The 17323-nt window shown below is 69.7% G+C and carries 15 protein-coding genes and 1 pseudogene; 12 read left to right on the top strand and 4 right to left on the bottom strand.

The window, feature by feature from the left end; all coding sequences use genetic code 11:
- Positions 1-196 precede the first annotated feature (196 nt).
- Genes DN771_RS28330 through rhaI form a run of 3 tightly spaced genes read right to left on the bottom strand, consistent with a single transcriptional unit; the run spans position 197 to position 4800 of the window.
- Positions 197-1561 carry a rhamnulokinase gene (locus DN771_RS28330; RefSeq protein WP_117000942.1) on the bottom strand — a complete coding sequence of 455 codons (1365 nt, stop codon included), beginning with the start codon at positions 1559-1561 and terminating at the stop codon, positions 197-199.
- A gap of 45 nt (positions 1562-1606) precedes the next feature.
- Positions 1607-3640, bottom strand: a complete 2034-nt coding sequence (locus DN771_RS28335; protein ID WP_117000954.1) for a bifunctional aldolase/short-chain dehydrogenase — start codon at positions 3638-3640, stop codon at positions 1607-1609.
- Complete coding sequence (rhaI, locus tag DN771_RS28340) at positions 3637-4800, bottom strand: L-rhamnose isomerase (protein ID WP_117000943.1); 1164 nt, start codon at positions 4798-4800, stop codon at positions 3637-3639. The genes DN771_RS28335 and rhaI overlap by 4 nt, the downstream gene beginning before the upstream one ends.
- Before the next feature lie 85 nt (positions 4801-4885).
- Between rhaI and DN771_RS28345 the strand changes: the two genes are divergently transcribed.
- From DN771_RS28345 to istB, 12 genes are all read left to right on the top strand, one after another.
- Complete coding sequence (locus DN771_RS28345; protein WP_117000944.1) at positions 4886-5710, top strand: phytanoyl-CoA dioxygenase family protein; 825 nt, start codon at positions 4886-4888, stop codon at positions 5708-5710.
- Between the two features lie 15 nt (positions 5711-5725).
- Positions 5726-6595 carry a sugar phosphate isomerase/epimerase family protein gene (locus DN771_RS28350; protein WP_162942523.1) on the top strand — a complete coding sequence of 290 codons (870 nt, stop codon included), beginning with the start codon at positions 5726-5728 and terminating at the stop codon, positions 6593-6595.
- Positions 6595-7341 carry a DeoR/GlpR family DNA-binding transcription regulator gene (locus DN771_RS28355; RefSeq protein WP_117000946.1) on the top strand — a complete coding sequence of 249 codons (747 nt, stop codon included), beginning with the start codon at positions 6595-6597 and terminating at the stop codon, positions 7339-7341. Before DN771_RS28350 ends, DN771_RS28355 begins: the two co-directional genes overlap by 1 nt.
- Before the next feature lie 251 nt (positions 7342-7592).
- Positions 7593-9062, top strand: a complete 1470-nt coding sequence (locus tag DN771_RS28360) for a sugar ABC transporter ATP-binding protein (protein WP_420810947.1) — start codon at positions 7593-7595, stop codon at positions 9060-9062.
- Positions 9063-9249: 187 nt separating this feature from the next.
- A complete protein-coding gene (locus DN771_RS28365) occupies positions 9250-10293 on the top strand; it encodes an ABC transporter permease (protein ID WP_205528817.1) in 1044 nt (347 codons plus the stop codon).
- Positions 10290-11321, top strand: coding sequence for an ABC transporter permease (locus DN771_RS28370; RefSeq protein WP_117000949.1), 1032 nt, complete (start codon positions 10290-10292; stop codon positions 11319-11321). The genes DN771_RS28365 and DN771_RS28370 overlap by 4 nt, the downstream gene beginning before the upstream one ends.
- Before the next feature lie 79 nt (positions 11322-11400).
- Positions 11401-12594 carry a substrate-binding domain-containing protein gene (locus tag DN771_RS28375; RefSeq protein WP_117000955.1) on the top strand — a complete coding sequence of 398 codons (1194 nt, stop codon included), beginning with the start codon at positions 11401-11403 and terminating at the stop codon, positions 12592-12594.
- Positions 12591-12938, top strand: coding sequence for an L-rhamnose mutarotase (locus tag DN771_RS28380; RefSeq protein ID WP_117000950.1), 348 nt, complete (start codon positions 12591-12593; stop codon positions 12936-12938). The genes DN771_RS28375 and DN771_RS28380 overlap by 4 nt, the downstream gene beginning before the upstream one ends.
- 243 nt (positions 12939-13181) lie before the next feature.
- Positions 13182-13496, top strand: a complete 315-nt coding sequence (locus DN771_RS29920) for a LysM peptidoglycan-binding domain-containing protein (RefSeq protein ID WP_205528818.1) — start codon at positions 13182-13184, stop codon at positions 13494-13496.
- A 34-nt stretch (positions 13497-13530) separates the two neighbouring features.
- Entirely contained in the window at positions 13531-14163 is a 633-nt protein-coding gene (locus DN771_RS28390) for a class I SAM-dependent methyltransferase (protein ID WP_117000952.1), read from the top strand.
- A gap of 697 nt (positions 14164-14860) precedes the next feature.
- Positions 14861-16072, top strand: a complete 1212-nt coding sequence (gene istA / locus DN771_RS28395; RefSeq protein WP_205528819.1) for an IS21 family transposase — start codon at positions 14861-14863, stop codon at positions 16070-16072.
- Complete coding sequence (istB, locus tag DN771_RS28400) at positions 16072-16854, top strand: IS21-like element helper ATPase IstB (protein WP_117000953.1); 783 nt, start codon at positions 16072-16074, stop codon at positions 16852-16854. The genes istA and istB overlap by 1 nt, the downstream gene beginning before the upstream one ends.
- 215 nt (positions 16855-17069) lie before the next feature.
- Here the strand turns inward: istB and DN771_RS28405 are convergent.
- Positions 17070-17323 (bottom strand): annotated as a pseudogene (locus tag DN771_RS28405) (hypothetical protein); the annotation flags it as partial.

Raw genomic sequence — 17323 nt, forward strand, 5'->3', positions numbered from 1 at the left:
CAACCCAGCCGCCAACGCCGCGGCGGCCCCCGCCAACCCCGCCGGGTAACGTCATGAACTGTCACCCATGTTCCGCGACATACGTGTCACCGATGTTGCGCGACAGAACAGTGACGCTGAGCGTCGTGATCCGCGCCCAGATCGCCGAATGGCACGATCCGCGCCCAGAAGCAGGGCGATCGCAGGTCAGGTCAGGTCAGGCCGGGTCGTGGCGCCGCAGCCTCGTCGACGCCGCGGCCATCGCCCGCATCGCCTCCAGCGAGTCGGCGACCACGCCGAGGGTCGCGGCCTGGACGAGCACGTTGCCGAGCGCCGTGGCCTCGATCGGACCGGCGAGCACCGGGCGACCCGTCGCGTCGGCCGTGAGCTGGCACAACAGCTCGTTCTGCGCACCGCCGCCGACCACGTGAATGACGTCGACGTCGCGCCCCGCCAGCTCGCGCGCCCGATCGAGCGTGCGGGCGTAGCCGGCGGCGAGCGAGTCGAGGATGCAGCGGGTGGTCCCGGCGGGATCCATGTCCCGTCCGGCGGCCGCAGCGATGCGCGCGGGCATGTCGCCCGGCGGGATGAACGCCGGGTCGTCGGCGTCGATCGTCGGCCCGCCCGCCGGGAGGCGCGCTGCACCCTCGACGAGGACGTCGACGGCGTCGATCCCCCAGGTGCGCATGCACTCCTGGAGGAGCCACAACCCGCCGACGTTGCGCAGGAACCTGGTGCGGCCGCCGACGCCGATCTCGTTGGTGAAGTTGGCGGCCCGCGCCTCGTCGGTGACGACCGGGGCCGGCAACTCGAGGCCCACCAGCGACCACGTGCCGCTGGCGATGTAGGCGAACCGCTCGGTCGTGGCCGGTACGCCGACGACCGCGGAGGCGGTGTCGTGCGAGCCGACGGAGATGACCGGTGTTCCGGCCAGGCCGCCGGCCGTGACGATGCCGCGCTGCGTGCCTGGCGGTCGGATCGGCGGGAGCAGCGCCGGCGGGATCCCCAGAAGGTCGAACAGGCCGGTCGCCCACTGCTGGGTGTGCACGTCGACGAGTCCGGTGGTGGAGGCGTTGGTGAGCTCGGTCGCCAGCTCGCCGGTCAATCGGTGGGCGATCAGGTCGGGGATCATCACGGCGTGGGTGGCCCGGGCCAGCGTCCCCGCCTCCCGCTCGGCCACGAGTTGGTAGATCGTGTTGAACGGGAGGAACTGCAGGCCGTTGCGGCGGTACAGCTCGTCGGGCGGGATCAGCGCATGGACGCGATCGATGGCGGGTGCGGTGCGATCGTCGCGGTAGGAGATCGGATCGGCGAGCAGGGCGCCGTCGGCGTCGAGCAGGCCGTAGTCGACGGCCCACGTGTCGATTCCGATCGATGCCGCGCCGGGCACCTTGGCCAGGCCGTCGCTGACGCCGCGGGACAGCGCCTCGAAGTCCCAGCGCAGGTGCGGGTCGCCGTCCGCCTGGCGTGCGCCGTTCGGGAAACGGTGCATGGCCTCGAGCGTGACGCGCCCGTCGGCGACGGTGCCGGCCATCACCCGCCCGCCCGATGCGCCGATGTCGACGGCGGCAAAGACGGTCATCTCACCGGCTGTGCGCTCCGTCGGGGGCCACGACCGGACTCGCCCTCAGCGCAAGAAGGCGGCGGCGACGCCGGCGTCGACGGGGATCAGCAGGCCGGTGGTGTGGCTGAACTCGTCGGAGCACACGGCGGCGACGGCGCGGGCCACGTGCTCGGGGAGGACCTCGCGCTTGAGCAGGGTGCGCTGGGCGTAGAAGGCGCCCAGCTCGTCCTCCGGCACGCCGTACACGGCGGCCCGCTCGGCGCCCCAGCCGCCGGCGAAGATGCCGCTGCCGCGCACGACGCCGTCGGGGTTGATGCCGTTCACCCGGATGCCGTGCTCGCCGAGCTCGACGGCGAGGAGACGCACCTGGTGGGCCTGATCGGCCTTGGAGGCGCTGTAAGCGACGTTGTTGGGGCCGGCGAACTGGGCGTTCTTGGAGGCGATGTAGATCACGTCGCCGCCCAGCCGCTGGGCGATCATCACCCGGGCCGCCGCCTGCGTGACGAGGAAGCTGCCCTTGGCCATCACGTCGTGCTGGCGATCCCAGTCGTCGACGCTGGTCTCGAGCAGCGGCTTGGACACCGACAGGCCGGCGTTGTTGACCACCAGGTCGATGCCGCCGAAGGCGAGCAGGGTGGCGTCGACGGCGGCACGCACGGCGTCGGGGTCGGTCACGTCGGCAGCCACGCCGACGGCCACGTCGGCCGAGCCGATGCCGGCGGCAGCGCCCGCGGCCCGCTCGGCGTCGAGGTCGGCGACGACGACGCAGGCGCCCTCCGCGGCCAGCTGGGTGGCGATCGCCCGGCCGATGCCGCTCGCCGCTCCGGTCACCAGGGCGATGCGTCCGGCGTGGCGCTTGGGCTTGGGGAGCCGCTGCAGCTTGGCCTCCTCGAGGAGCCAGTACTCGATGCGGAACTTCTCGGCCTCGGGGATCGGCGCATATGTCGACACGGCTTCGGCGCCCCGCATCACGTTGATCGCGTTGACGTAGAACTCGCCGGCGACGCGAGCGGTCTGCTTGTCCTTGCCGTAGGAGAACATCCCGACGCCGGGGACGAGGACGATGGCCGGGTCGGCGCCGCGCATCGCCGGTGAGTCGGCGACGGCGTGACGCCGGTAGTAGGCCTCGTAGTCCGCCCGGTACTCCTCGTGCAGTTCGGCGAGACGGGCGACGCAGTCGCCGATCGGCGCGTCGGCGGGCAGGTCGAGCACGAGCGGGCGGACCTTGGTGCGCAGGAAGTGATCGGGGCACGACGTCCCGAGGGCGGCGAGGTCGAAGAGCTTCTCCGAGGCGAGGAAGTCGAGCACGACGTCGGCATCGGTGAAGTGACCGATCATCCGCAGGTCCCGCGACGCCACGGCGCGGAGATGGGGAGCGAGGGCGGCGGCCTTGGCCCGGCGCTCGGTGTCGGGCAGCGGGCGGCGATCGTTCACCACGGCGCCGAACGGCTCGGCCTTGCCGTGCTCGTCGAGGTAGGCCTGCGCCGTCTCGATGATCCACCGGCTGTGCTGCTCGGCCTCGGCGCTGGTGGCTCCCCACGCCGTGATGCCGTGGCCGCCGAGGATCACGCCGACGGCTCCGGGGTTGGCGTCGTGCACGGCGGCGATGTCGAGGCCGAGTTGGAACCCGGGCCGGCGCCACGGCACCCACACCACCTTGCCGCCGAAGATGTCCTTGGTGAGCTGTTCGCCGTCGGCTGCGGTGGCGATGGCGATGCCGCTGTCGGGGTGCAGGTGATCGACGTGCGACGCCGTGACGAGCCCGTGCATCGCCGTGTCGATCGACGGCGCCGCGCCGCCGCGGCCGTGCAGGCAGTAGTCGAAAGCCGCCACCATCTCGTCCTCGCGCTCTTCGCCGGGGTAGACGTCGACGAGAGCGCGCATGCGGTCGAGCCGCAGCACGGCGAGCCCCGACTCGGTGAGCGTGCCGAGGTCGCCGCCCGACCCCTTCACCCACATCAACTCGACCTCGGTACCGGTCGCCGGGTCGACGTCGGTGCCCTTGGCCGACGTGTTGCCGCCGGCGTAGTTGGTGTTGCGCGGGTCGGCGCCGAGGCGGTTGGAGCGATCGAGCAGCTCGCGGACTGCCGGGTTCACGCGCCCCACCCCGCTTGGGTCCCGCCGACCCGGTCGGCGGCGATGCGATCGCCATAGCCGCTCGCCGCGTACGCCGCCATCGGGTCGGGCGGGAGCCCCCGTCCCGCTCGCCAGTCGGCGAGATCGGCTCGCACGTCGGTGTAGAAGGCGTCCATCAGCACCCCGTTGCCGGCCAGCACGTCGCCCGCCCGCTCCGCTTCGGCCAGCGCCGCGCGGTCGACGAGTAGGGCGCGGGCCGTCATCTCCTGCACGTTGAGGACGGAACGGATCTGCCCGGGGATCTTGGCCTCGATGTTGTGGCACTGGTCGAGCATGAAGTTGAGATCGTCGCTCGCGTAGCCGCCACCGCGCACGACCTCGACGAGGATGCGGAACAGCTGGAACGGGTCGGCCGCGCCGACGATGAGGTCGTCGTCGGCGTAGAAGCGGGAGTTGAAGTCGAAGGCGCCGAGCTTGCCGAGGCGGAGCAGCTGCATGACGATGAACTCGATGTTCGTGCCCGGCGCGTGGTGGCCGGTGTCGAGACAGACGACGGCGCGATCGCCGAGGGCTGCGCACTGCACGTACGCCGTGCCCCAGTCGGGGACGTCGGTGGCGTAGAACGCCGGCTCGAAGAACTTGTACTCGAGCACGAGCCGCTGGTGGTCGCCGAGCCGGGCGTAGATCTGCGCCAGCGAGTCGGCGAGGCGGTCTTGGCGGTCGCGGAGGTCGGCCTGACCGGGGTAGTTGAGTCCGTCGGGCAGCCACACCTTGAGGTCGCGGCTGCCCGTCACGTCCATGATGTCGACGCAGTCGACGGCGTGGCGGATTGCCTTGGCGCGGATCCGCTCGTCGGCGTGGCACAGGCTGCCGAGCATGTAGTCGTCGTCCTGGAACGTGTTGGTGTTGATCGTCCCGAGCCCGACGCCGTGATCCTCGGCGTGGCGGCGCAGCTTGTCGAAGTCGTCGACGAGGTCCCACGGGATGTGCAGGGCGACGGTGGGGGCGAGGCCCGTGTGCAGGTGCACCTGGGCGGCGTCGGCGATCTTCTCGAACGGATCGCGCGGCACGCCGGCCTGGGCGAAGACCTTGAAGCGGGTCCCCGAGTTGCCGAACGCCCACGACGGGAGCTCGATCCGCTGGCGCTCCAGGTCGGTCCTGATCTCATCGAACGTGACCATCGATCCTCCCCCTTGACGATCTGTGAGAACTTGGCAATTATCACAGGAGCAAACATTCGACGCAAGGACGGCTTGGGGGTCGCACGTGCGCAGTGAGTTGACGATCCAGGAGATCGAGTCGTACCGGAGGGACGGGTTCGTCGTGATCGAGGACTTCCTCGACGCCGACGAACTGGAGACCTGGCGCCACACCGTGGGCGTCGCCGTCGCCGAGCGCAACGGCCGCAAATTCGCGAACCAGGACGTGCTCATCGGTGAGGACGACGGCATCAACCCCGACGCCGACTTCTACGGCAAGGTGTTCGACCAGCTGCTCAACCTGTGGCAGACCAACGAGGCGATGCGGGCGCTCATCCTCGACGAGCGCATCGGCGAGATGGCCGGGCGGCTGGCCGGTGTCGACGGGCTGCGGGTCTGGCACGACCAGGCGCTGATCAAGCAGCCGTGGGCGAACCCCACGGGCTTCCATCTCGACACACCGTTCTGGTCGTTCAGCGACCGCCGGGCGATTTCGATCTGGATCGCCCTCGACGACGCCACGCCCGAGAACGGTTGCCTGTACTTCTTCCCCGGATCGCACCTGACGACGACGTTCGACAACCCCGGCATCACCCGCAACCTCGACGCCATCTTCGAGATGTATCCGGACTACCGGACGGCCACGCCGTTCCAGGCGGCGATGAAGGCGGGGAGCTGCTCGTTCCACAACGGCATGACGATCCACGGGGCCGGGGCGAACATGACGAGCCGGGCCCGCCGGGCGATGACGTGCGCCTTCATGCCCGACGGGGCGGTGTTCAACGGCCAGCAGAACATCCTCACCGACGAGCAGGTGGCCGCCCTGTCGATCGGTGACCGCCTCGACGACGACACCCAGAATCCGCTCGTCTACAGCGCCGTCGCCGTCTGAGCGGCGTCGCCGGGTGTGAGTGGTCGAGCCGTGCGCCTGTCGTTCTTCGCGGCCTGGTGGGGACGCGACGCCAATGGCGTGGAGGCGATGGTCGACGAGGTGGCAGCCGCCGGTTACGACGGGATCGAGACGTTCGTCCCGACCGGCGATGCCGAGCGCCGGCGGCTGCGCCGGGCGATCGAGGCCGCCGGGCTCTCCTGCGTCGCCCACCAGTACGAGGCGGACGGCGACGACGCCACGTGCCGGCGCCGGCTGCGGGACAACCTGCTGCGCGCCGGGGAGCTCGAGCCGGTCCTCGTCAACTCGCACACCGGACGGGACTTCTGGCCGTCGTCCCGCATCGATCCCCTCCTCGACATCGCGTCGGAAGCCGCCGGGATGCTCGGCGTCGAGGTGCTGCACGAGACCCACCGCAGCCGCTTTCCCTATGCCGCCGCGGTGACGGCCGACTACCTGGCCCGGCGCCCCGACCTCTACCTCACCGCCGACCTGTCGCACTGGGCGTGCGTGTCGGAGACGTTGCTCGACGATCAGGCCGACGCCCTGGCCGTGGCGCTCGCCAGGACCCGTCACACGCATCTGCGCGTGGGCTGGGCCCAGTCAGCGCAGGTGCCCGACCCGGCCAATCCGCTCTGGACGCGCGAGCTCGATGCACACGTCGGCTGGTGGACGCAGATCCGCGACCATCTCGCCGCGGCCGGACGGACCACGATGACGCTCACGTGCGAGGTGGGCCCGCCGCCGTACATGCCGGTCGATCCTGACACGGGGGCGGCGCAGTACGACTTTCGCGCCCAGAATCTCTGGCTGCGAGAACACGTCCGCGCCGCGCTCTCCGTCTCGTTGGGGACTACGCCGGTCGAACCGACGAAAGTGGGCAGCTGATGAACCTCGAGAGCATGCAGCGGCTGGAGATGATCCGTTCCCGGCTCGACGTCGACGGCCGCGTGCGCGTGATGGATCTCGCCGGCGAGCTCGCCGTCAGCGAGATGACGATCCGCCGCGATCTCGACCTCCTCGTGGACGAGGGCGTCGCCCACCGTGTGCGCGGTGGTGCCGTCGCCGTCGGGCCGCAGCAGTTCGCCGCCCGCGCCGAACAGCACAGCCGGGCCAAGGGTCGCATCGCCGACAAGCTGCTCGACCTCGTGGGCCAGGGCGGGGCGATCGGCATCGACGCCTCGTCGACGTTGCAGCGCTTGGCGGCGCGCTTGGCGCCGGCGCGCAATCTCACGGTGCTGACGAACGGGCTCGACGCCTTCCGCGCCCTGCAGGACCACGGCGGGGTCACGGCGCTGCTGACGGGCGGGGCGCTCGACGAGTCGACGGGGAGCCTCGTCGGTCCGCTCGCGACGCGGGCGACGAACGACGTGATGTTGCGCCGCCTGTTCGTCAGCGCCTCGGCGCTCGACCCGCAGCTCGGGTCGAGCGAGTCGACGTTGCTCGACGCCGAGGTCAAGCTGGCGCTCGCCGACGCGGCCGCCGAGATCGTCCTTGCCGTCGATTCGTCGAAGCTCGGGCACCGGGCGCCGGCACGCTGCTTCTCGCTCGATCGCATCGGCGTGCTCGTCACCGAGCTCGACGCGAGGGACGCCATGCTCGATCCCTACCGCGACTCGGTGCAGATCGTCTGACCACCGCGCCGACCCTTGCGCCGCTCCGCCGGTGCTGTGTACGATCCTGTGCGATAGCTCAACTTCGGCCACGAATGCACACGCCGGGTGCGTGCTGCGGTGGCGATCGGGCGGGAACGGGGTCCCGCCGGCAGGGACCGCGAGACAGAGGGAGAGAGATGGGGGCGATCGACGTCGTCGGCGACGTGGCGACCGGCCCCATCGGCGCGCCCCGCGAGTCGGCGGCGGGCGGTGAGCAGCGCCGGCCGGTGATGACGCTGGCCGACGTCTCCAAGCAGTTCGGTGCCACCCGGGCGCTCGACCGCGCCGGCATCGAGCTCTACGCCGGCGAGGTCCACGCCCTCGTGGGCGAGAACGGCGCCGGCAAGTCGACGTTGATCAAGACGATGACCGGCGTCCATCGGCCCGACGCCGGCGAGATCTCGATCGACGGCGTCGCCGTCACGCTCGGGTCGGCGGCCGACGCACAACGCCGGGGCGTCGTGGCGATCTACCAGGAGCCGATGATCTTCCCCGATCTGAGCGTGGCCGAGAACATCTTCATGGCCCATCGCGGGCGTGGCCGCCTGATGCGCTGGCGGCGCATGTACGACGAGGCGGCGGCGATCCTCCGCTCGCTCGACATCGACCTCGACCCGCGGGCGCCCGCCAAGACGTTGACGGTGGGCGCGCAGCAGGCGGTCGAGATCGCCAAGGCGATCTCCCTCGATGCTCGGGTGCTGATCATGGACGAGCCGACGGCGTCCCTGTCGGCGCACGAGGCCCAGCTGCTGTTCCGGCAGGTCGACCGGCTGCGCGAGCGCGGCGTTGCCGTGCTCTTCATCAGCCATCGCCTCGACGAGGTCTTCCGCATCGCCGATCGCATCACGGTGTTCCGCGACGGCCGCCGCATCTCCTCGCGACCGGCGGCGGAGATGACCGAGGACCTCCTCGTTCGCGAGATGGTCGGGCGCGAGGTCGCCGACTTCTTCGTGCGCACCCGGCACGCCCCGGGCGAAGTCGCCCTGCGCGTCACCGATCTCAGCCGCAGCGGCACGTTCGAAGGTGTGAGTTTCGACGTGCGCGCCGGCGAGGTGGTGGGGTTCGCCGGACTGGTCGGGGCCGGTCGCACCGACGTCGGACTCGCCCTGTTCGGGATCGCCCCGGCCGACTCCGGCACGATCGAGGTGGACGGGAGCGCGCGGCGGATCGCCGGGCCGAGCGATGCGCTGGCCACTGGTATCGCCTACCTGACCGAGGATCGACGTCGCCTCGGTCTCTCCTTGCCGCAGAGCGTGACGTCCAACATCACGCTGCCGCGCATCGGCTCGTTCCGCGGACGCTTCGGCCTCGTCGACCGCCGGGCCGAGCAGCGCACGGCGTCGACGTTCCGCGACCGGCTGAGCATTCGCACGGCGACGCTCGACACGCCGGTCGGGAACCTGTCGGGCGGCAACCAGCAAAAGACGATGCTCGCCAAGTGGCTCAACGTCGCGCCGCGGGTGCTGATCCTCGACGAGCCGACACGAGGGATCGACGTCGGCGCCAAGGCTGACGTTCACCAATTGGTCGACGACCTGGCCCGAGAGGGCATCGCCGTGGTCCTCATCTCATCCGATCTGCCCGAGGTGCTGGCGATGAGCGATCGGATCATCGTGATGCGCGAGGGCCGGGTGCGCGGCGAGTTCGCCCACGACGAAGCGGATCCGGAGACGGTCATGGCGGCGATGGTGAAGCGATGAGGGTTTCGAGGAGCGGCTTCGCCGCACCCAACTCATGGCGGCGGCCGGCAAAGCCGGCGCGGCCGCCGCATCGGAGGGCTACCGCCCCCCGAACCCCGCGACGGAGTCGCAACGCGGCACAGGTGCCGACCGGATCCGACGCCCGCGCCGCTCAGGATGCAGCACGCTGTGGGAGGAGTGCGGCGCTGTGAGTGGGACTCGAATACGGCCCGAGCGGCTCAAGGAGCTGACGCTGCTGCTGCTGATCGTCGTGACGGTCATCGCCTTCTGGCTGCTCGTCGACAACTACCTGTCGGCCCGCTTCGTCAATCGCGTCACCCAGGGTGTGGCGATCACCGCTGTCCTCGCCGCCGGGCAGTCGCTCGTGATCCTCACGCGCAACATCGACCTGTCGATCGGGTCGATCGCCGGCGTCAGCGCCTACGTCACGGGCGACATCCTCGGCAACCACGGCGGCACCAACTCGGTGGTCGCCGTGTTGATCGCCGTGGGGATCGGCGCCCTGCTCGGCCTGATCAACGGCGTGATCGTCGCCTACGGGCGCATCCCGTCGATCATCGTCACGCTCGGCACGCTGGCGATCTACCGCACGTGGCTGATCAGCTTCGGCGACGCCCGGACGATCACGGCCGACTCGCTGCCGTCGTGGGTGGTCGACCTGCCGCGCTCCACGGTGGTCTCCTTCGGTGACTACGAGCTGCGCACGATGTTCCTGCTCGCCGTCGTGGTGGTGGTGGCCCTGCAGTTCGTGCTCGGCTGGTTGCGGGCCGGGCGGATGCTCTACGCCGTCGGGTCCAACGCCGAGGCCGCTCGCCAGGCCGGTCTCCCCGAGCGGCGCATCACGGTCGTCGCCTTCGTGGCGTGCGGGGCCCTCGCCGGCCTCGGCGGGTTCCTCTTCCTCGCCCGCTTCGGCACGATCACCGTGACGGCCGGGCGGGGCCTCGAGCTCGAGGCGATCGCCGCCGCGGTCGTCGGCGGCGTCAGCACGCTCGGCGGGTCGGGCACCGTCGTCGGTGCGCTGTTCGGTGCGGCGCTGATCGGGCTGCTCGACCAGAGCCTCGGGCGCGTCCCGGAGGTCAGCGAGTTCATGCGCGACGCCGTGCTCGGCATCCTCATCCTGCTGGCCGTGGTGGTCGACGGCGTCATCACCAACCGCCTCACCGCCCGCCGGCCGATCATCGCCGCCGACAGCGGACCGCCGACCCTGCTCGCCACGGGAGCGTCGCCATGAGTGCGATCCCCGACGTACGCGACGTGGCCCGGCGACGGCCGTGGGAGACGCTGCTGCTCGCCATCCTCGTGGTGACGATCGTCTACAACATCGCCGAGTCGACCAACTACCTCGGCGTCGACAACCTCGTGAACCTGTTCGAGCTGTCGATCGAGAAGGTGATCGTCGCCGTGATCATGACGTTCGTCATCGTCGCCGGCGAGATCGACCTGTCGGTGGCGTCGACGATGGGGCTGAGCGCGGCGGTGCTCGCCAAGCTCCACGACGGCGGATCGGTCCCGTTCGTGATCGCCATCGTCGTGGCGATCGGTGTCGGCACGCTCGCCGGGCTGCTGCAGGGATGGTGCGTTGCCAAGCTCGGCCTACCTTCGCTCGTGGTCACGCTGGCCGGGCTGATCGGTCTCCGCGGCGCGGCTCGGGTGTTCGTCGAGGACAAGTCGTACGGGGACTTCCCGTCGTGGTTCGAACGTCTCGGGCAGCGCAACCTGGTGGGGCCGCTGCCGCTGTCGGTCATGGTGTTCTTCGCCGGGATCGTCGTCGCCGGCATCGTCCTCGGGCGCACGGCGCTCGGGCGGCGTCTGCTCGTGCTCGGCGACAACGCCGAGGTGGCGCGCTACAGCGGTGTGCGCGTCGACCGCATCCGCATCGGGCTGTTCGCGGCTTCCGGAACCGTCGCCGCCTTCGCCGGGTTGGTGTACGCGGCGAGTCGCGGCGCGGTCCGCGGCGATCTCGCCGAGGGGTTCGAGCTGGACATCATCACGATGGTCCTGCTCGGCGGGGTGAGCATCTTCGGGGGCTCGGGCACGATGCTCGGCGTCGGGCTGGCCATCCTCATCATCCTCAACCTGCGCAACGGGCTCGGCCTCGCCAACGTGGACAGCAACACCCAGACCGGCATCGTCGGCGGGATCCTCATCGTGTCGGTGCTCGCCCGCAACGCCCTCGACCGCCTACGGCTCCGGTGGGACCGCCTGGCGCCGGTCGAGTCGGGCGACGTCGTCGGGTCGACGCTCGGGAGTCCGTCGTGACGCCGACATGCAGATCGTCATCAACCAGTCGTCATCAAATCAGGCCGTGAACCAGGCCAGCACCACCCAAGGGGGAACCATGCGCAAGCGAATCACAGTGGGGGCGATCGCCGTCTCGGTCTTCGGACTGGCGGCGGGGAGCAGCCTCACCGCCGGGGCGACCACCGAGCCGTCCGACACCGGCGGGTCGGGGGACACCGCCGCGGCTGACGGGACGGCCGCCGCGTCCGGCGAGGCCGTCGCACTCGAGCCGGGATTGGAGTTCTCGTCGATCCTGTTGCCCAAGTTCACCGGTATCGCCGTGTTCGACCAGGCGAATCAGGGCGCCCAGGAGGCGGCGGCCGAGCTCGGCACCGAGCCGGCCGAGTTCCTCGGTCCGACGGCGGAGAACAGCATCGACGGTCAGATCGAGATCATGACCAACGCGGCGACGCAGGGTGTCGACGCGGTGATGCTCTCGAACAACGCCGGCGACCAGATCGGCCCGGCGGTCGAGGCGGCCACCGAGGCCGGCGTCCACGTGGTGACGTGGGACTCGCCGATCCCGTCGGGCGAGGGCGAGGACGTGTTCGTCGCCCAGGTCGACTTCGACGAGACGGGCCAGGTGATGGCCGACATGGCCCGCAGCATCCTCGGCGACGACGGCGGCCAGTTGGCCATCCTGTCGGCATCGCCGGACGCCGCCAACCAGAACGCCTGGATCGAGGCGTTCAACGAGGTGATGGCCGGCGACGACTACTCGAACATCGAGATCGTCGACACGGTGTACGGCAACGACGAGTCGGAGGAGTCCTACAACCAGGCGCTGGCGCTCGTCGACCAGTACCCCGACCTCGGCCTGATCATGTCGCCCACCACGGTCGGGATCGCGGCCGCGGCCAAGGCGATGCAGGACGAGGGTCTGTGCGAGGACGTCAAGGTGTCCGGCCTCGGTCTGCCCGACGAGATGCGGACGTACACCGAGAACGGCTGCGCACCGGAGTTCGCCCTCTGGAGCTTCGTCGACCTCGGGTACCTCACGTACTACGTGGCCTACGGACTGGCGACCGACCAGATCACGGCCGAGGAGGGCGTGGCGTTCGAGGCCGGCCGGATGGGGACCTACACCATCGAGGCCGACCCGACGCGGGACAACGGGTTGCGGGTCCTGATGGGGCCGTTCACGGTGTACAACGCCGACAACATCGGCGAGTCGTCGGCGCCCGCTGACACAGGTGCCGCTGACACAGGTGCGGGCTCCGACATGGCGACGGCGACGACCGCGGGCGAGTGACCCGGGTCGGTTTCGTCCTGCAGGTGCGGCCCGATCGTCTCGACGACTATCGGGCCGCCCATGCGGCGGTCTGGCCGGAGATGCTGGAGGCGCTGTCCAGGCACGGGTGGCGCAACTACTCGCTGTTCCTCCGCGACGACGGGACGCTGTTCGGCTACGTCGAGGTGGATGGGGCGTTCGATGAGGCGCTCGCCGGCATGGCGGGCGAGGAGGTGAACGCCCGGTGGCAGGAGGCGATGGCGCCTTACTTCGCCGCGGCGAGTGATGGTGCGGCCGGCGGCGACAACGAGCGGGCCGCCGACACGATGATGGAGCAGTTGGCCGAGGTGTTCCACCTCGATTGACACGGTGTTCCACCTCGATTGACACGGTGTTCCACCTCGATTGACACGGTGTTCCACCTCGATTGACACGGTGTTCCACCTCGATTGACACGGTGTTCCACCTCGATTGACACGCGTGTTCCACCTCGATTGACGCGCCGCCCGGTGGTCGCCGGCCGCGACCACCGGACGGTGTCGGTGCGCGACACTCGTGACGTGCGCGTCGGGAGACGAAGCGAGTGGCACCTGGGGAGGCGAGCCGCGATGTCGGCGCTGTCCGTGGGTGTCGCCATCGCCGTCGGTGCGTGCGGGCAGTCCGATGGCGAGGGCGGCTCGACGATGCCTCGGGTACCCAGCAACGCGCTCGTCACCCTGGCGTCGAGCACCACGACGACGATCCCCACCTCGTACGTGATTCAGGAGGGCGACACCCTGTCGGCCATCGCCGCCCGATTCCACGTCGACGTCAACGCGCTCGCCACGTTGAACGGCATCGTCAACCCCGACGACATCGAAGCAGGGCAGACGCTCCAGCTTCCGCCGGCGAGTCCGACAACCACCACGACCGTCGGGGCGTAGCCCTCAGGTCGATCAGGCGCGCGACACTCGTCGGGTGGGGTTCTACGCCGAGCGGATCTTTCCGCGCCTGATGAACCGGGCATGCAACACGCCCGACAACCGGCGGATCCGGGCGGTCGTGTGCGCGCCGCTGGCCGGTGACGTTCTCGAGCTCGGGTTCGGCTCGGGGCTCAACCTTCCTCACATGCCGCCGTCGGTTCGACGCGTGCTCGCCGTGGATCCGATGCAGCGTGGCCGGTCGCTGGCCGCCGACCGTATCGCTGAGGCGGCGTGCGAGGTGGAGTTCGTCGGGCTCGATGGGCAGGTGCTCGATCTTCCCGACGACTCCGTCGATGCCGCGCTGTCGACCTGGACGCTGTGCAGCATCCCGGACCCGGCCGCCGCCGTTCGCGAGGTCGCCCGCGTGCTCCGACCGGGCGGCACGTTCCACTTCGTCGAGCACGGCCGGTCGCCGGACCCTGACGTTCGGCGGTGGCAGCACCGGCTCAACGGCATCCAGCGCCGCGTGGCGTGTGGGTGCCACCTCGACCGTGACATCCCCGCCGTCATCGACGGCGCCGGGATGCACATCGTCGAGCTGGAGACCTCGTACCTGGCGAACGTGCCGAAGTTCCTCGGCTGGACGTTCCAGGGCGTCGCCGTGCAGGAGGCACCGGCCGAATCCTGAGACCCGGAGGGCGTCGATGGCTCGCTGTCGGGGAGGGGGTAATCGACGTCGTCGAAGCGTCGAGGGTGGACGGCTGCTCGGTGTGCGACGGGAGTGGTCGCTCCGTGGCTCTCGTCGGTTGGCCTCGATGGGGTGGGTGCTCGGTTCGCCAGGATCCGGGTTCGGGTCGGCGGTGCCGAAGGTGCGTGCGCTTCTGGAGGGTTCCCGGGGGGCCGTCTTCCTGGTCGCTGTGCGCCGGGTCTGGTCGCTTCGTGGCTTTCGTCGGTTGGCCTTGATTGGGGTGGGTGCTCGGGTTCGCCGGTCGTCGGGTCCGGGGTGGCGGTGGCTCTCGTGCGCGACGGGGCGATTCTGGAGAGTCCCGATGGGCCGTCTTGCTGTTCACCGGTACTCGGGGTTGGGTCGTTTCGTGGCGATCGCGGATTGGCCTTGATGGGGGTAGGTGTTCGGTTCGCCGGTCGTCGGGTTCGGTCGCTTCGTGGCGCTCGTGGGCGACGGGCGATTCTGGAGAGTTCCGACGGGCCGTCTTGCTGCTCGTTGGGTGTCGGGTTCGGCCAGTGTGTCGCTCTCGTCGGTGTCAGCGACGGGTGAAAACTGACCCTTTATCGACGGCCGAAATTTGACCCCCCTCCTGGTGGGTCCACCACTGGATGTGCTGGATCTCGTTCCCTGGCGCGATGGGAGTCAGGGGGTTTGGAGGATGATCGACGTGGAGGACTGGGCGGAGGTTCGCCGGCTTCATCGAGCAGAGAAGTTGAGCATCAAAGCGATCGTGCGGCGCACGGGGCTTGCTCGGAACACGGTGCGGGCGGCGCTGCGGAGTCAGGCGCCACCGAAGTATGAGCGGGCCCGGTCGGGATCGCTTGTCGACGCTGTCGAACCGGCCATTCGTGAGTTGTTGCGCGAGTTCCCGTCGATGCCGACGGTCGTGATCGCGGAGCGGATCGGCTGGGAGCACGGGATGACGATCCTCAACGAACGGGTCCGCGAGCTACGCCCGTTGTTTCTGCCGCCGGATCCGGCGCAACGCACGAGCTATCGGCCCGGCGAGTTGATGCAGTGGGATCTGTGGCAGCCCGATGTGGAGATCCCTGTCGGGTTCGGCCAGCTCGACAGGTTGTGGGTCGTCAACGGTGTGTCGGGGTTCTCTCGGCTGCATGGCGGCTGGATGGTCCCCACCCGTGCCGCTCATGACGTGTTGGCGGGCATGTTGCAGGTCCTCGCCGGCATCGGCGGGCTGCCACGGCTGTTCGTGTGGGATCAGGAGGGCTGCATCGGCCAATGGCGTCAAGGCCGTCAACGTCTGACCGGCGAGTTCCAGGCGTTCCGCGGCACGCTCGGCGTCGCCGTGAAGTTGTGCGCGCCGGCCGACCCCGAAGCCAAAGGTGTCGTCGAGCGGCTCCACGACTACTACGAGCGCAGCTTCCTGCCTGGTCGCCGCTTCGATGACGTCGCCGATTTCAACTCGCAGTTCACGGGCTGGCTGCGCCGGGCAAACATGCGGATCCACGCCACGACGAAACAACGCCCAGCCGAAGCGATCTTCGAGGACCGCGGGTCGATGTTGCCGTTCCCGCCGGTGCTGCCCGACCCCGCCTGGCGGTTCACGGTCCGGTTGCCGCGTGATTTCGTGCGGGTCGACACCAACGACTACTCGATCAACCCGCGTTTCGTCGGCCGTCGTGTCGACGTGCGAGTCACGCTCGATGAGGTCGTCGCCACCTGTGACGGCACCGAAGTCGCCCGTCACCGCCGCTGCCTGGCAAAGCATCAGACGTTGATCCTGGCCGAGCACATGCGAGCCCTGAGAGCGATGCGTCTCGAAGCGCGGCTGGCCGAGCAACCGGCCGCTGACACGTTCGTCGAAGAACGAGACCTGAGCGTGTATGACCGCATCGGCGAGGCCGGCTGATGGCCACCAAGACGACGTCGCGGCCGGCGGCCGATCTCGCTTACCTGTGCCGAGCACTCAAGGCCCCCGCGATGGCCCAAGCCGTTGAACGACTCGCCGAACGGGCCCGCAGCGAGGACTGGACCCACCTCGAGTTCTTGACCGCCTGCCTGGAACGCGAGGTCGCTGCCCGTCAGACCAACGGCGGTGAGATCCGCATCCGCGCCGCCCGGTTCCCGGCCCGCAAGACCCTCGAGGAGTTCGACTTCGACCACCAACGCTCCTTGAAGCGTGACGTCATCGCCCACCTCGGCGCATTGGACTTCATCGCCGCCCGCGACAACGTCGTGTTCTTAGGCCCGCCCGGCACCGGCAAAACCCACCTGGCGATCGGCCTGTCCATCCGAGCCTGCCAAGCCGGCCACCGCGTCGCCTACGCCACCGCCGCCGAGTGGGTCGACCGGCTCGCGGATGCCCACCACGCCGGCCGCTTGCATGACGAGCTCCGCCGCTTGGGCCGCTACCCACTGGTCGTCGTCGACGAAGTCGGCTACATCCCCTTCGAAGCCGAAGCGGCCAACCTGTTCTTCCAGTTGGTCTCGGCCCGCTACGAGAGAGCCAGCGTCATCGTCACCAGCAACAAGCCGTTCGGCCGCTGGGGCGAAGTGTTCGGCGACCCCGTCGTCGCCGCCGCCATGATCGACCGTCTCGTGCACCACGCCGAAGTCGTCTCCCTCAAAGGCGACAGCTACCGCCTCAAAGACCGCGACCTCGGGAGAGTGCCCACCGACAACACCGACTGACACCGACCCGCCCCAGAGGGGTCAACTTTCACCCGCCGAAAGGGGGTCAATTTTCGACCGCTGTTGACACTCGTCGGTCGGCCTTGATGGGGTGGGTGTTCGGTTCGCCGGTGCTCGGGTTCGGGTCGGCGGTGCCGACCGGTCGGGGTTCCCCGGGAGCGACTCACCGTCGTGGGGGGTGTGGGGGCGTGTCGGGGTGGCTGGGTGGTGGTTGGTTAGGCGGTTTTGGTGAGGGTGCCGGGGTCGGCGCTGGTTCGTCGTCGTCGGCGGTCGTGGTGGGGGTGGAGTTCTTGGTGGCCGTCGGGGTGGGTGACGGTCAGGGTGCGGGTGGCCGGGTCGAGTGAGAGTTGGAGGTGGTGGTCGTGGATGCGGTGGTGGTGGTGTTGACAGGTGGGGATGAGTTTGTCGAGGTTGGTGGTGCCGTTGGTGGGTGGTCCGAACGGGTCGACGTGGTGGATTTCGCAGCGGT

It is taken from the genome of Desertimonas flava (genome assembly GCF_003426815.1).
Taxonomy (GTDB): domain Bacteria; phylum Actinomycetota; class Acidimicrobiia; order Acidimicrobiales; family Ilumatobacteraceae; genus Desertimonas; species Desertimonas flava.